Annotated in this window: 12 protein-coding genes and 2 pseudogenes; 11 read left to right on the forward strand and 3 right to left on the reverse strand. The window is 33.2% G+C overall.

The features are described 5' to 3' along the window. Positions 1-183: 183 nt before the first annotated feature. Complete coding sequence (locus AC4GZ8_RS04670) at positions 184-888, reverse strand: DUF421 domain-containing protein (protein ID WP_491080860.1); 705 nt, start codon at positions 886-888, stop codon at positions 184-186. Positions 889-1,310: 422 nt separating this feature from the next. Here AC4GZ8_RS04670 and AC4GZ8_RS04675 point away from each other — a divergent pair, with 422 nt between their 5' ends. The 8 genes and pseudogenes from AC4GZ8_RS04675 (at position 1,311) to AC4GZ8_RS04710 (ending at position 8,730) form a co-directional block, all read left to right on the forward strand. Beyond that, on the forward strand, positions 1,311-1,790 hold the full coding sequence (locus AC4GZ8_RS04675; RefSeq protein ID WP_491080861.1) for a CBO0543 family protein: 480 nt from the start codon (positions 1,311-1,313) through the stop codon (positions 1,788-1,790). A 263-nt stretch (positions 1,791-2,053) separates the two neighbouring features. Further along, positions 2,054-3,079 (forward strand): ROK family transcriptional regulator, encoded by a 1,026-nt coding sequence (locus AC4GZ8_RS04680; protein ID WP_491080648.1) that lies wholly within the window; start codon positions 2,054-2,056, stop codon positions 3,077-3,079. Positions 3,080-3,114: 35 nt separating this feature from the next. Continuing rightward, the gene (locus tag AC4GZ8_RS04685; RefSeq protein WP_491080649.1) at positions 3,115-4,347 is read left to right on the forward strand and encodes an MFS transporter; all 1,233 of its coding nucleotides are present in this window, start codon (positions 3,115-3,117) and stop codon (positions 4,345-4,347) included. Between the two features lie 309 nt (positions 4,348-4,656). Then, positions 4,657-5,215 (forward strand): annotated as a pseudogene (maa, locus tag AC4GZ8_RS04690) (maltose O-acetyltransferase). A 302-nt stretch (positions 5,216-5,517) separates the two neighbouring features. Further along, positions 5,518-5,889 carry an SET domain-containing protein gene (locus tag AC4GZ8_RS04695; RefSeq protein WP_491080650.1) on the forward strand — a complete coding sequence of 124 codons (372 nt, stop codon included), beginning with the start codon at positions 5,518-5,520 and terminating at the stop codon, positions 5,887-5,889. A gap of 342 nt (positions 5,890-6,231) precedes the next feature. Next, a complete protein-coding gene (locus AC4GZ8_RS04700) occupies positions 6,232-7,179 on the forward strand; it encodes a nucleoside hydrolase (RefSeq protein WP_491080651.1) in 948 nt (315 codons plus the stop codon). 1 nt (position 7,180) lies between these two features. After that, positions 7,181-8,137, forward strand: a complete 957-nt coding sequence (locus tag AC4GZ8_RS04705) for a nucleoside hydrolase (RefSeq protein ID WP_491080652.1) — start codon at positions 7,181-7,183, stop codon at positions 8,135-8,137. A gap of 221 nt (positions 8,138-8,358) precedes the next feature. Continuing rightward, on the forward strand, positions 8,359-8,730 hold the full coding sequence (locus AC4GZ8_RS04710; RefSeq protein ID WP_491080653.1) for an iron chaperone: 372 nt from the start codon (positions 8,359-8,361) through the stop codon (positions 8,728-8,730). A 377-nt stretch (positions 8,731-9,107) separates the two neighbouring features. Here AC4GZ8_RS04710 and AC4GZ8_RS04715 read toward each other — a convergent pair whose 3' ends face one another. Next, complete coding sequence (locus tag AC4GZ8_RS04715; RefSeq protein ID WP_491080654.1) at positions 9,108-9,671, reverse strand: hypothetical protein; 564 nt, start codon at positions 9,669-9,671, stop codon at positions 9,108-9,110. Between the two features lie 328 nt (positions 9,672-9,999). Continuing rightward, positions 10,000-10,475, reverse strand: a pseudogene (locus AC4GZ8_RS04720) (recombinase family protein); the annotation flags it as partial. A 394-nt stretch (positions 10,476-10,869) separates the two neighbouring features. Here AC4GZ8_RS04720 and AC4GZ8_RS04725 point away from each other — a divergent pair. The 3 genes from AC4GZ8_RS04725 (at position 10,870) to AC4GZ8_RS04735 (ending at position 13,430) form a co-directional block, all read left to right on the forward strand. Beyond that, the gene (locus AC4GZ8_RS04725; RefSeq protein ID WP_491080655.1) at positions 10,870-11,310 is read left to right on the forward strand and encodes an SRPBCC family protein; all 441 of its coding nucleotides are present in this window, start codon (positions 10,870-10,872) and stop codon (positions 11,308-11,310) included. 70 nt (positions 11,311-11,380) lie between these two features. Further along, positions 11,381-12,040: a hypothetical protein gene (locus tag AC4GZ8_RS04730; RefSeq protein WP_491080656.1), complete on the forward strand. Its 660-nt coding sequence runs from the start codon at positions 11,381-11,383 to the stop codon at positions 12,038-12,040. Between the two features lie 475 nt (positions 12,041-12,515). Further along, positions 12,516-13,430 carry a DUF4240 domain-containing protein gene (locus AC4GZ8_RS04735; RefSeq protein WP_491080657.1) on the forward strand — a complete coding sequence of 305 codons (915 nt, stop codon included), beginning with the start codon at positions 12,516-12,518 and terminating at the stop codon, positions 13,428-13,430. Positions 13,431-13,670 lie beyond the last annotated feature (240 nt).

Raw genomic sequence — 13,670 nt, forward strand, 5'->3', positions numbered from 1 at the left:
TAGGTCCTCATTGTATTGAGGCAAAATGGAGAATATTAAATGCCGATAAAATACTGAAATTTAGTAGGTTATCGGCTTTATTATTTATTAGAATTAAAAATATAAGTGAACATACTAACTTAAATGGGTCCATTCATTCACAATTGGGCAGGATTTTGTTGAAAAATTAGATGTTTTTTAAAGTTAATGATACAAAAATAGTTTAATGTCTTCATTACGATCAATAGTGGCAAGTAATATATCGCTTACATTTACGTTATATGTTGTTTTAATTTTATTTAATAGCCATTGTTCGTCTTTTCCAAGTTGTCTTAACTCATTGTAATAGATCTTTTGTTCTTTAATAATGATTTTAGGAAAATCAAACGGTTTTATTGTTGAATTGAAATTAGAATGAGTGATCGGCATGTGTTGAGGATAAGGGAATACGGAGATGCTACCTCCAGGTTCCCATAATGCTAGCGCTACTTTTTGAATATCTTCAGTTTTCTCCTTCCGCAGTTCAGATAAAAGAATATCAATTGATATTCTAGCTTTATTTAAATTTTTGAAATTAATTTTTCCATATTCAATTAGTGGTATGGGATCAGGATCAAAAATTTTTCGTAGTAGATTCCACCTTAGACTCAAATATACCCCTGTAAGGTATAAAATGACTAGTACGCTCATGGTAATCATAGAACCTTTTAACCCTAACTGTTCATCTGACAAAGGATGGGCAATAATGTTTCCTATTAGTAACGCCATAACAAAATCCAGAAATCTTAACTGTGAAATTGATCTTTGTCCCATTAGTTTAGCTACGATTACTAAAAAGAAGAAACCAATAATTGCTCTTAAGCTCCATTGTACGGCGTTAAGCGATTCTTGACCGCTAAAAAAATCCATAATTTCCACGTCCTGGTTCTCTAGTTGTTTATCAAATTGCATTTAGGTCATTGTTATTCTTTGCCTTTTAAAAGCAGATATGTGTTCAAAATTTATAACCTTTTACAAAATGAACATGTTAAATTTCATTTTCAAATATGCAAAAGGCAAAAATATAAATTATTTTTTCGGAAAAATAGGTATTATTCAACATCGGGCACATTTCCGCAATCACTATAAATCAGAATTTATGCCCGCTTTTTTGTTGTTCCAAACTATCCTATAACTGTACATAAACGTCAACAGCCCATTATTAATTTTAAAATCAACATAAATATGAAGACGAATAAAGTATTTTTTATATGGGAAAATATATAAAAAAAGAAAAAGTGATAACTCATGCAGATAATTTACCCAATAATCTTTTTACTAATTTCATTAAAATGGGAAAATGGAAAAATTGGAAACAATATTATCCTACTGTATTATTTATGGTGGTAGGAAATCTTCTATATAGCTTCTTGTTTAAAGATTATCCATTGTGGAGGTTCGAACATACTTTTGAAGAAAGGCTTCTTCCTACGAGGATGAGTATTGATTTGTTAAAAACCTTTACATCCTTTCCAATATTAGCTTTCACTTTTCTTTCGCTTTTTCCTGAGGAAAGAAATCTAGTGAAAATTCTTCTGCACATTCTGACTTGGACATTTTTATTTTGTGTAATTGAATTAATTTCTAAATCCTTAGGGATGATAACTTACCATCATGGCTGGAATATGTGGTGGTCATTAGTGTTTAATTTTGCAATGTTTTCTCTTTTATCCATTCACTTTAAAAGACCTATTATTGCATGGGTGCTTTCTGCTATTTATATTTTGTGTTTATGGAACATTTTTGAAATAAATTTTGAACTTCTCGAATAAATAAGGATATCTGATTGCATTTTATGTTAAGGCGGGTATTTAATACAGTTTAAAAATATCCTTAATATTTGTTTTAATTAACAATATCAATTGAATAAAAATCTCCATTGTTTTCATAAAATGTATATGATACAGTATCAACATCACTTATTAAAGGTGTTTAATAAGTTTTTATTCAGTACTTATTAAAGGCTTTTGATAAGTGTTTTTATTCGAAACTTATTAAAGTTCTTTAATAACTCTATTTTAAGGCGGTAATCCATGTGAATACGACTCCAAAAACATTGAGAACGGAAATCCTTCGCAGTATTCGTAAATCTCTTTTAGAGCTTGGAAGTGCAACTAAAGTAGAACTTAGCGATAAATTAGGAATTAGTTTCCCTACAATAAGTAAATTCTTAACTCAGATGGAAAAGAACGGAGAACTTTTTTCAGTTGGACTTGATGATTCCAGTGGTGGAAGAAGGGCAAAAAGGTATACATACAATCCGGAGTATATGTTAGGATTGGCGATTTTTTTAGAGGGGACAGAGACAAATTATATCGTCTTTAACTGTTTAGGAGAAATAAAGGATGCAGGTAAAACTTCAAGTGCATTAAAAGATGACAATTTAAAATTATTAACTGAGTGCGTTGAAGAATTAATCGAAAATTATCCGAAAATAAATTCTATAGCAATCGGTGTACCAGGTTCCGTTAATAATGGACAGATTATTTATATACCAGGGTATGAGCATCTTCAAAACTTTGATTTAAAAGGTTACTTGGAAAAACGTTTCTCACTGCCTGTTGTCATAGAAAACGATATGAATGCGGCAGTACTTGGATTTCATGATCGAAAGGCTTATAAGAAAAATAAATCACTTATTTATTTATATTCAGGACAAAATGGTCCAGGCGCTGGAATTATGGTAAATGGAGCAGTTGTGCGAGGCAGCACTAATTTTACAGGTGAAGTTTCATTCGTTCCACTTTATGATGACCGAAATTTTCAGCAGGCTGTAGAAACTGGAAATTGGACTAAGAAATCATTTATATGTGAGGAATATGAGATCGACGCCATTAGCAGGTTAGTAGCTTCATTTGTATCAATTATAAACCCTCATTCGATTATTTTTTGCGATGATGAAGTCAACCAATTTATCATAGACCAAATTGTTGAACGAAGCTTAAAGTATATTCCAGCAGAACATCTTCCCGAGTTTATTATGAGTGATTGGAAACAGGATTATTTATTTGGATTACAAAGTCTTGGTCTTGATCTCATAATCTCCGGTATTAGCAGTTAAAAAATTATTTAATATCGAAAAGGCGGGGTTTTATAATGGCTACATTTTTTTTAGTAATTATCTACTTGGCTTTTATTAGCTTGGGTTTACCTGATTCATTGTTGGGGGTAGCGTGGCCCACGATGAAATCGGACTATGGTGCGCCGCTTGAAACGGCCGGATTACTTTTTATGACGATTGCAGCTGGTACAATTGTCTCCAGTTTAGCTAGTGGAAGAATTCTTAATCGGTTCGGAACAGGTATTGTTACATTTTTCAGTTGTTTAATGACATCGGGAGCACTCCTTGGCTTTCATTTTGCCCATTCAATTTTCTGGTTGTTTATTTGCGCTATACCACTTGGATTAGGGGCAGGTGCAGTTGATTCGGGATTAAACAATTATGTAGCCTCACATTATAAAGCTCACCACATGAGTTGGCTTCATTGTTTTTGGGGAGTTGGAGCTACACTGGGTCCCATCATTATGGCTCAGTTTATTTCAGGGCAACATTCTTGGAGAAGCGGGTATCTAGTCATCGCCGGTCTTCAGTTTGCATTAGTTGTTATTCTATTTTTCACTTTACCTTTATGGAATAAGGTTGGAGGAAACAGCAATGGAATCTCAACTAATGAACCTGAAAATACAAAAAGCGGATTGGTTGATGATGATACGGATAACCGAAAACCTATGAAGATTAAGGGAGTTAAACTAGCTTTAGTATCTTTCTTGTTTTATTGTGGCGGAGAAGCAACGATGGGACTATGGGGAAGCAGTTACCTGGTAAATATGAAAGAATTATCCGCAGATGTCGCAGCAAGATGGGTTTCCTTGTATTTCGCAGGAATAACAGTTGGAAGGTTTATAACAGGTTTTATCACCTTGAAAATAAGTAACCGTACCCTTATTCGGATGGGGCAATGGGTTGCATTAGCTGGTGCCATGCTCCTATTCCTGCCATTGCCGGCCACTTTCTCACTTATCGGTTTTATCATGGTTGGATTAGGATTAGCACCTATTTTCCCATGTATGTTACATGAAACACCATTACGATTTGGACAAAAACATTCTCAGACAATAATGGGTTATCAAATGGCTGTTGCTTATACAGGTAGTACCTTTCTGCCACCTCTTCTTGGATTCATTGCAGCACACTTAACAATTGGAATCTTCCCATTTGTCATTGCAAGTTTCATTGCAATTATGCTATTAGGTTCTGAAAAATTAAATTTACTATTAAATAGGAACAAATTAATAAACGTAAAAAATAACAACTCCACAGTTATTTAGTCGGGTTTCTTATATTAAATCACGAGCAAGAATTTGAAAAACGCTAAAAAATAACACAACATTTGAGGAGAGTCACCGAGATCAAAATAGAGCATGTGGCAATCTGAGTAAAAGACTTAGAAGCTATGAAAAGGTTCTATGAAACGTATTTTAATGGGACTGCAAACTCAAATTATCATAATAAAGTTAAAGAATTTGAATCTTATTTTCTAACGTTTGACAGGGGTTCCTGTTTTAATAGTCCTTAAAAACAAGAAGTGGAAAAGTTGCATGTTTTCTTTAAAAAATGACGATTAGGAGATGTAAATAATGAAAACAGAAAAACAAAAAATGTTAAACGGTGAACTTTATAATGCTGCTGACCCTGAATTATGTAGAGAAAGATTGAATGCCAGAGAGTTAACAAGGTTATTTAATCACTCACTTGAAACAGATAAAAACCAAAGAACGGAATTATTAAAAAAACTGTTCGGTTCCACAGGAGAGAATATATATAGAACCGACGTTCCGATGTGACTATGGCTATAACATACACGTCGGTCAAAACTTCTATGCTAATTTTGATTGTGTTTTTTTGGATGTTTGTGAGATTCGGATTGGGGATAATTGCTTGATTGCACCAGGAGTTCACATTTATACAGCGACTCACCCGCTAAATACAAAAGAAAGAATATCAGGTGCAGAATATGGGGAACCAGTAAATATCGGTGATAATGTTTGGATTGGAGGGAGAGCTGTAATTAACCCTGGAGTTAACATAGGAAATAATGTTGTTATCGCTTCAGGTTCAGTCGTAACAAAAGACGTACCGGATAATGTGGTCATAGGTGGAAATCCTGCAAGGATAATTAAAAGGACCGAAGAATAGATTACAAGTTTAGGTGTAAATCATAGGATTTAATTAGTGGTGGTGACTGATATTGATAGAAATTTTATTGAGGATAAGGTAATGATTATCCATTAGAAATACTAGTCAGCATTAAACTAAAAGTAAAATATCAACTATCCAAACCGGAAAAATTTATATAAATTGGTTCAAATCCTATTTGTTAAAGGGTTTGAGCCGTTTTTTGTCATTCAAAAACCATGTCTCATTTCGAAAAAAAGAGAAAAATGATGAAATTAATGTTATAGTTAGAAAGAAATTTTAAAAGTGAGTAGGCGAATAACATGATTGAGATAAAAACATCGCAAATAAGTGATGGAGAATTCAATAGAGGGGTATTTGCTACATGTGATATCAAAAAAGGAGAGCTTCTACATGAAGCACCTGTTATTGCGTATTCAAATGACCAGCATCAACACATAGAGAAGACTATACTTGCTGATTATGCTTTTGAATATGGGATAAATCACACGGCTATCCTGCTTGGTTATGGAATGTTGTTTAACCATTCTTATCAACCTAATGCAACGTATGAAATTAATTTTGAAAATCACACATTTGACTTCTATGCTTTCACTGATATAAAAGCAGGAGATGAGATATTAATCAACTATAATGGTGATGTTGATGACAAAGAGCGGCTTTGGTTTAATTAGGGATAAAAAGGATAGAAAAATAAATCAGTAATTAGCTCTTAAATTGAAAAAATCTATCAAGTTTTCATGTGCATTTCAATATGGAAGAATGACTAAGGGCCTATATAGGTCCTTTTCTTTTTTTAATTCATACAAAATCGGTATCGCAAATAAACCCAATAGTGGATAAAATACTAATATTGAACCAGGACTATGTTTTCTTCTTATAAAAATAATTCTTAAGATAACCATCATTAATATTTTGATATATTATACGGAAATATATTGACAGAATTTTATGATACATATACATTTGAACGGTTGGGTATATTTGGATAATTAGAGCAAAGGAATGTGATTAAGATGAAAAAGAAAATTTACTTTAATCATGATGGCGGTGTAGATGATTTAATTTCATTATTTTTATTGCTTCAGATGGACAATGTTGAACTTACAGGTGTTTCGGTTATTCCTGCAGATTGTTATTTAGAGCCAGCAATGTTTGCGAGCCGAAAAATTATTGATCGTTTTGGTAATGGCGGTCTTGATGTAGCAGAATCAAATTCTCGAGGGAAAAATCCTTTCCCGCAAGATTGGCGTATGCACGCGTTTTATGTTGATGCTCTGCCGATTTTAAATGAGTCTGGAAAGGTTGTAACACCAGTAGCAGACAAACCTGCACATCTCCATTTAATACATACGATTTGTGAAACGGAAGGAAAAACAACTTTATTATTTACAGGACCGCTTACAGATCTGGCTCGTGCATTAGATGAAGCTCCTGAAATTGAAGAGAAAATTGAACGACTTGTTTGGATGGGGGGTACATTCCTTGAGGCAGGAAATGTGCATGAGCCTGAACATGATGGAACAGCTGAATGGAATGTGTTTTGGGACCCGGAGGCAGCCGCGCGTGTATGGGATACAAGCATAGAAATTGATTTAGTAGCACTTGAAAGCACAAATCAAGTACCACTAACTTTAGATATACGCAATCGTTGGGCGGCAGAACGCAAATATCTCGGTGTTGATTTTCTTGGCCAATGTTATGCGATGGTACCACCACTTGTTCACTTTTCAACGAATTCTACATACTATTTATGGGATGTGTTAACAACTGCGTTTATAGGCAAAAATGAGCTTGTAAAGGTACAAACGATTCATAGCATTGTACTAACAGACGGTCCAAGCCAAGGCCGTACAGTTGAAACAGCTGATGGACGACCAGTCAATGTTGTTTATGACGTGAATCGCGACGCGTTCTTCGATTATATAACTGACTTAGCAAGGAAAGTAGAAGAGGACAAATAAAATGATAGAAAAAAAACGAGTCATTATTGATACCGATACTGCCGGAGATGATACAATTTCAATATTAACAGCCCTTCACTATTTTCAAGTAGAAGGTATCATGGTAACGGGTGGAAATGTTCAATTTGATCAGCAGGTTGAAAATGCACTTTACACTGTTCAAATTGCAGGAAAGAGTGGACAAGTACCAGTTTATAAAGGGTATAAACGGCCATTAATGGGGCTCGGTGAAAATCAGCATCGCACAGTTGAGGATGTACATGGTAAGGATGGAATGGGGGATTCATTTTTTGAAAAAGCGGTCCAATCTCCTTCAGATGGATATGCAGTTGATTTTATGATCGAAACAGTTCTCAAAAATCCAGGAGAAATCCATTTATTAGCGATTGCACCGTTAACAAATATTGCAATGGCGATCAAAAAAGATCCGACCATTGTTTCCAAAATTCCGCATCTGTATATTATGGGTGGTACAAATAATACGTTAGGAAATATTACACCGAGCGCAGAGTACAATTTCTACGTAGACCCTGAAGCAGCAAAAATTGTTCTTCATTCAGGTATTCCAATCACAATGGTTGGGTGGGAAATGTGCACTCAATATTCAATTATGGATGATCATGATCATATTGAGATCGAAGGTTTGGCCACAAAAGGTTCGCAATTTTTTAAAGATGTCAATAAAGTTGTGATGAAATTTAATAAAAGTGTTCACAAATTAAATGGAACGACACATCCAGATACACTGCTGGCTGCTGTTGCAGCAAATGAAGAAATAATGACAAAATCGAATTTTTATCATGTAGATGTAGAAACAGCCGGTGAACTAACAAGAGGTTACAGTCTTGTGGATGTTAATAATCGTTTAGGGCGTAAAAAAAATGTTCGAGTTAGTGAAGGAATTGATCGAAATGCATTTAAAGAGATGTTAATGGAAGTATTAGGTGCGATAAATTAACGGACTTAATGTAATATTCGATTTGGATTTAATCAAGAACGGCTAATAGTAAAGGATGTAGGAAACACCAACTAATTCTTTGATATTACTTCCTGTGAAAACGATCAATTATCTAAACAAGTTCATTATGAATTGCTAGAGAGGATCATTTTAATTAATATTAAAGTTAAGGCTAAGAATTGAATATTGGCGACAATCGCATAATATTGAAGGAGGAAAACATGGAAGTTTTTTTAAAATATTTAGCAGGTATTGATAATCCCGACCATCGCAACCGAACAGAGGAAATATTAGCATGGGTTGCGGAAAAGTTCCCAAATTTAGAACCTCAAATCAAGTGGAATACGCCAATGTTTTCCGATCATGGCACATTTATCATTGGCTTTTCCACAGCAAAGCATCATTTAAGTGTTTCACCCGAAGAAGTAGGCATTTCGCACTTTGCTGATGACATTAAACAAGCTGGCTACACCGCTACGAAAGGCTTATTTCGAATTCCGTGGAATGAGCCGGTAAATTACGAATTGCTTGAGAAAATGATTGAATTTAATATTCAGGATAAAGCAGAATATACGAACTTTTGGCGGAAATAATATATCACACCTTATTATAAAACGCATGACACGAAAAAATATCATGCGTTTTTGCAACTCTTCTCTATTATTAAACTATGTTGCTGAAAGTCAAGCCGTTAAAAATCCTTGCTATCATAGGATTTTTACGCTTTCTATATTAAAAAGGAACTAATGAATCCAAACTACTATAAAAATCAACATTCAAGCTTAGATTTTGTACAACTCTGATATCGGGCAGGACTTTTTATGGTTAGCCAGTTTTTATAGTTGATCGTTTTTAGTACTATACTTGAAGTAGCCGTAGTAGATGTACGGACCAGCCAGTCGTGATTATACGACTATGCATATGTTATTCTTTTGTTAAACTTTCTCACCCTTAGTTCAATAACACTTTATTATTTACCACTACTTTTTAGTATAAGGATTAACTTTGTAAACCAGTAAGAAGTATATACTATTCCTATATCTAATAGAAATAGGAAAAATTGATTCATTCCTTTTCTAAATTCCACAAATCCCAAATACTCCTCAATTGAAGCGAATACGAATGCAAATAAAGCACTTAATATTAATGAATACAAGTAGAAATTCTTTTTATTATTTGCACAAAATTGGTATATAAGCAAGAAACCTACTGGTAATACTGATGCAGTGATATTTGTTGCGTTTGGTAATAAAGGTGTCAAAAAATATTTATGAATTAAGTAAGCGTTTCTTCCAAGAGCAATATCAATATAAGTCCAAAGCATATGAATTGTGTAACCAAAGAAAAATAACTCAAATATCCTTTTACGATCTACTTTAAAGTAAAGTATAATTAGAGGAATAACTAATAATGAAATAACCATCCAAAATTGCCAAGTTCCTAAATTAGAATATTCATTCCAGTAGGAATTATATATTGAATTTAGTTCATTTTTTTCCTCATATATTTTATTCCAATACTCGTTGTAATTCATAAAAGCACCCCCTAAACTAATCTCTATTATCTTTGTCCTAATGATTAGTTTTTAAAGCATGCTTTAGTTGATGAAGAACTGGAAATTAAATCCATTTATTGCATAATAGTTCCTTTTATGTAGAAAACCTTAAATTTAATGAAAATATAATGATGACAAATAAGTTAGAAGGTGTAGAGTATAGCTCTCCCAAGCTTATGGTGAGAATTTATTTAATTGAAGAGCCGCCACGAATCCAAGATAGGAACGATTTAAATTAATGAGGAAGAGGCTAAAACTGTGTGATCAAAAAAGTATGTCTGAAAGATTTATGGAGAAACTCTTCTTAAAACATAAAGGGGAATATCATAACCCATTTTCCTTCACGAGCCTTTTGCTCCATACCGATACGAACGCGTTCTGAAAGATTCTCGTGTTCCCATTGAGCGAGAGCAGCAACGATTGTAATAAACATACGATCCATAGCTGAAGTAGTATCGTATACGTCAGTAGCAATTTAAAATTTACAATTGTATTTATCAAATATTTCAAGGAGTATATCAGTCAATGACTGATCGTGTAAGTCGATCCAGACGATAGACTAAAACCAATCAACTAATCCTTGTTCGATACACTTTAGCATTCGCTTTAGATCAGGCCTTTTCATATCTTTGGCACTTATATAACATCATCAATAAAGAAATCAATTACAGTCCATCCTTGAGAAACACAGTAGGCTTTTACACGATCCGTTTGTGCTTGGATGGAATGTCCTTCCTTTGATTGTTCACCTGTACTTACCCTAATATAAATAGCTGTACGAATGAAAACACCTCATAATAATTATTGATTAATTAATAAAGGAATTTTTTGTAGATTTATTTCTAATATCAAAACACCGAAAAAGAACAATTGTTTTTTTTTGTTTTAAAATAAAACCTCTTATTTAGAAAAGGTGGAGAATAATATAAAATTTATATTGTATTTAATTACTTATATAGAAAAAATACAGATCTTTTCTTCTTCTGATATCCTAGACCCAACCAGCCTCAATAGTGATTCTACAAGTAGGGGACAAACAGTTTAGTTGACGGGATCAAGCCCCAAGAGCAGTTACGTTCTTGTATAATTAGTGATGTATGTTTATGTCTTTTATGTAATAATAATATTTTGAAGAAATGTAAATTTACAAATCATGCTAGTGAAAGTGGGAATCTTAATGGCGACGGGAACACATATAGTAGAAATTCCAGTAGATGTACAAGCAGTTTGGGATTATGTCAGTGATCTTGAAAAATGGGCAACGACAGTGCCAGCCTATAAAGAACATGAAATCATAAATGACATGCAATCTATTTGGATATTTGAAGGTAGTGTCAAAGGTATTAAAAAAACAATACAAGCGCAGGTAGATATTACCGAATGGAATGAACCTTCAAATATTAAGTTTGAACTAAAAGGCTTATCAGATAATTTTACAGGAAGCGGTCACTTTACTGCAGAAGATGTTAATGGTAAAACAACTATGACTTGTACAGTGGAAGTCCATGCAGGCGGATTATCGGGTGCGGTGTTAACACCAATAATTAAATGGGCTGTTCCAAAAGTAGCATCTCGTTTAACAGAATCTATTGCACGTAAAATTGCGGTATTCTCATAGTTTTCAAAGATTGAATGGGGAAGAAGGAGTAAAGATACTTTGTATAGAAATTATCATTGGGTGATGACTAATGATCTTAAGACATTTTCTTTTATACGCAAATGAAGATCAGGGAATAACAGAGGTACATAAAAATTTGTCGTTTCAATCAAGATGTGTAACATCACTTTACGAGAGATGTTTTTCGAAGTTTCATACAACCGATATTAAACAAATTAATGTCTTCTGTATGAAGGAATTTCCAAAGCCAAACTTGATCGTTGAAGGTGGTTTTTGCGATATAGAAATTCTCTATGATGTAAGTGGATTTTTGAAATTAGATAACGAAGAGAAAAAAGTAGTAATACTCGATAAGTTGAAGCAAGGTATTGATAAAGTAGTTGAACTGAATAACTGGGACTCCTCTCCGTTCGATGATGCTTATAACTGTGTAAAAGAATCTGGTTACAACACTAACTATGTTTGGAAAAAACCAAAGAGTAGCCAAAATCGAAACTATAAAGCAGAAGTTTTAATAGAACACGGTTTATATTCCTGTGATATATATTTGATAGTCAAGGATAAGAATGGACAAGAGATAACCCGAAAAAAAATAGCATCTGAGATGCCAGATGAATTAATATTTCGACGTCATTTAGGGGAACTAAAGTGGTTATCGAATAATGAAGTTGCTTTGATCAACTACTCTAAAACTAATTACATATCCATTCAGTTAAATGAATATCAATAAATATTCTTATTCAACCAACGGGTACTATGCTTCAATAAAGAGCAAGTCATTTTTCTTATTCTACTACCGAAGCAGGTTAAAGGAAGAAGGAATTAGAAAATAAAAGTAGAATCTATTTAAAGAAATTAAATTTGTTATTCTTAGTCAGAAGAGTTAAACAAAGTATTTAGGAGTTATAAGTTGAAAAATAAAAAAAGAAATAGAAACGGCTTTTTTAAAGATACCCTTGTTGAGTTTATATTTGAAGTGGTTTGGAACATCATAATGTTTATACCAAGAATGATAATTCGCTTAATAAGGAACATTTGGTGAAGTGATTAGTCAAAATAGAGCTAAAGGGTGCTTTTATGGAACAAGGGGGGTTGCTTCGGTAATCCTTTTTCTTTTTGTACTAACGAAGTTTAGGTAAAGTAAAGTTGAAAAAACTACTCTACTTAATTAATTATTAAGGTAATATATTCCAGGGAGAATCAAAATGGCTAAGGGAAAATTCAAAAATATAATATCAATAGGTGACGTTTTTGCTGTAAGTTTACCCGATGGTAGATATGGGGCTATAAGAGTTGCTGACCACATTGAGAATTCTTATCTTATTATCACAACCCCATATATTGGAACAGAAATCCCACCTATTGAAAATGAAGTTTTAGGTGATATTCTTCTACAAAATCGCTTTTTTTTCAATAATAGTCGTGCATTGATATGGGTTGAAGGGAAGGTACCTAAAGAGGTTATATACATTGGGAATATTCCTTTTACGGATAATAAAAGAAAAATAATATGTAACTCATTCGGTGGGAAATGGGACAAATCTGTTGGAATCGCAGTCTTTTTAGAGTGGAGGTGGGAAAATGATAGAGAAAACTTTGAGAAGGAAATTAGGGAAGGTGAAGAAAAAATCAAAGAAGAATATCATAATAAACCACAAAAACCTAAAAAAATGATGAAGGATGAAACCTTCTGGTCAATTATTTCCCTACTTAATTATGATGAAAATAATGAAGAAAAAATAATAGAACCTGCTGTTAATTCACTGGCAAAAATGAGTGTAAAGGACATTAAAGAGTTTGAAGAAGCATTGTCTTATAAACTATATTTATTAGACACTAAAGAGCACGCCATAAACATAGGAGAATATTCATATAATGAAATATCTCAAAAGCATTTTTCTGTGGATTCATTCTTGTATATTAGGTGTGCAGTGATTGCTGCGGGTAAAAAATATTTTGATGACTGTCTTCAGAATCCCCAAAATATGCCGAAGGATAACTCTTTTGAACTATTACTGTCTCTAGCATCTGAAGCATATCATAGGAGAACTGGAAAAGAATTTGAATATTTAGCAGGTTGTGATTATGAAACTTTCTCGAACGTTGCAGGTTGGAAGTGATTTTTGTTTTTACCTATTATATTGCACCTTCTTTTTTTCATTTAACGGAGTAGGTTTGTTTAAGAACGGTGTTTATCGAAAAGAGGAAGAAGTCGTCGCTTGAGTTTTAAAGAAGGATTAAAAATAATGGAATGGTTGGCTTATTATTTAATGCCTTTCTTTTGTATTGTTTTTGTTTTGAATTGCGTGGGTTTAGTAAAAAAAGAAAAGATGGAAATAATGCTAAAAACACGGTTGTAT

It is taken from the genome of Metabacillus sp. RB-C-LZQ-3-1, assembly GCF_058315175.1.

What these genes read in the sequence shown, in the direction of transcription:
- AC4GZ8_RS04670 (WP_491080860.1), bottom strand. Translation starts at nt 888, where the DNA reads ATGGATTTTTTTAGCGGTCAAGAATCGCTTAACGCCGTACAATGGAGC.
- AC4GZ8_RS04675 (WP_491080861.1), top strand. Translation starts at nt 1,311, where the DNA reads ATGGGAAAATGGAAAAATTGGAAACAATATTATCCTACTGTATTATTT.
- AC4GZ8_RS04685 (WP_491080649.1), top strand. Translation starts at nt 3,115, where the DNA reads ATGGCTACATTTTTTTTAGTAATTATCTACTTGGCTTTTATTAGCTTG.
- AC4GZ8_RS04695 (WP_491080650.1), top strand. Translation starts at nt 5,518, where the DNA reads ATGATTGAGATAAAAACATCGCAAATAAGTGATGGAGAATTCAATAGA.
- AC4GZ8_RS04700 (WP_491080651.1), top strand. Translation starts at nt 6,232, where the DNA reads ATGAAAAAGAAAATTTACTTTAATCATGATGGCGGTGTAGATGATTTA.
- AC4GZ8_RS04705 (WP_491080652.1), top strand. Translation starts at nt 7,181, where the DNA reads ATGATAGAAAAAAAACGAGTCATTATTGATACCGATACTGCCGGAGAT.
- AC4GZ8_RS04710 (WP_491080653.1), top strand. Translation starts at nt 8,359, where the DNA reads ATGGAAGTTTTTTTAAAATATTTAGCAGGTATTGATAATCCCGACCAT.
- AC4GZ8_RS04715 (WP_491080654.1), bottom strand. Translation starts at nt 9,671, where the DNA reads ATGAATTACAACGAGTATTGGAATAAAATATATGAGGAAAAAAATGAA.
- AC4GZ8_RS04725 (WP_491080655.1), top strand. Translation starts at nt 10,870, where the DNA reads ATGGCGACGGGAACACATATAGTAGAAATTCCAGTAGATGTACAAGCA.
- AC4GZ8_RS04730 (WP_491080656.1), top strand. Translation starts at nt 11,381, where the DNA reads ATGATCTTAAGACATTTTCTTTTATACGCAAATGAAGATCAGGGAATA.
- AC4GZ8_RS04735 (WP_491080657.1), top strand. Translation starts at nt 12,516, where the DNA reads ATGGCTAAGGGAAAATTCAAAAATATAATATCAATAGGTGACGTTTTT.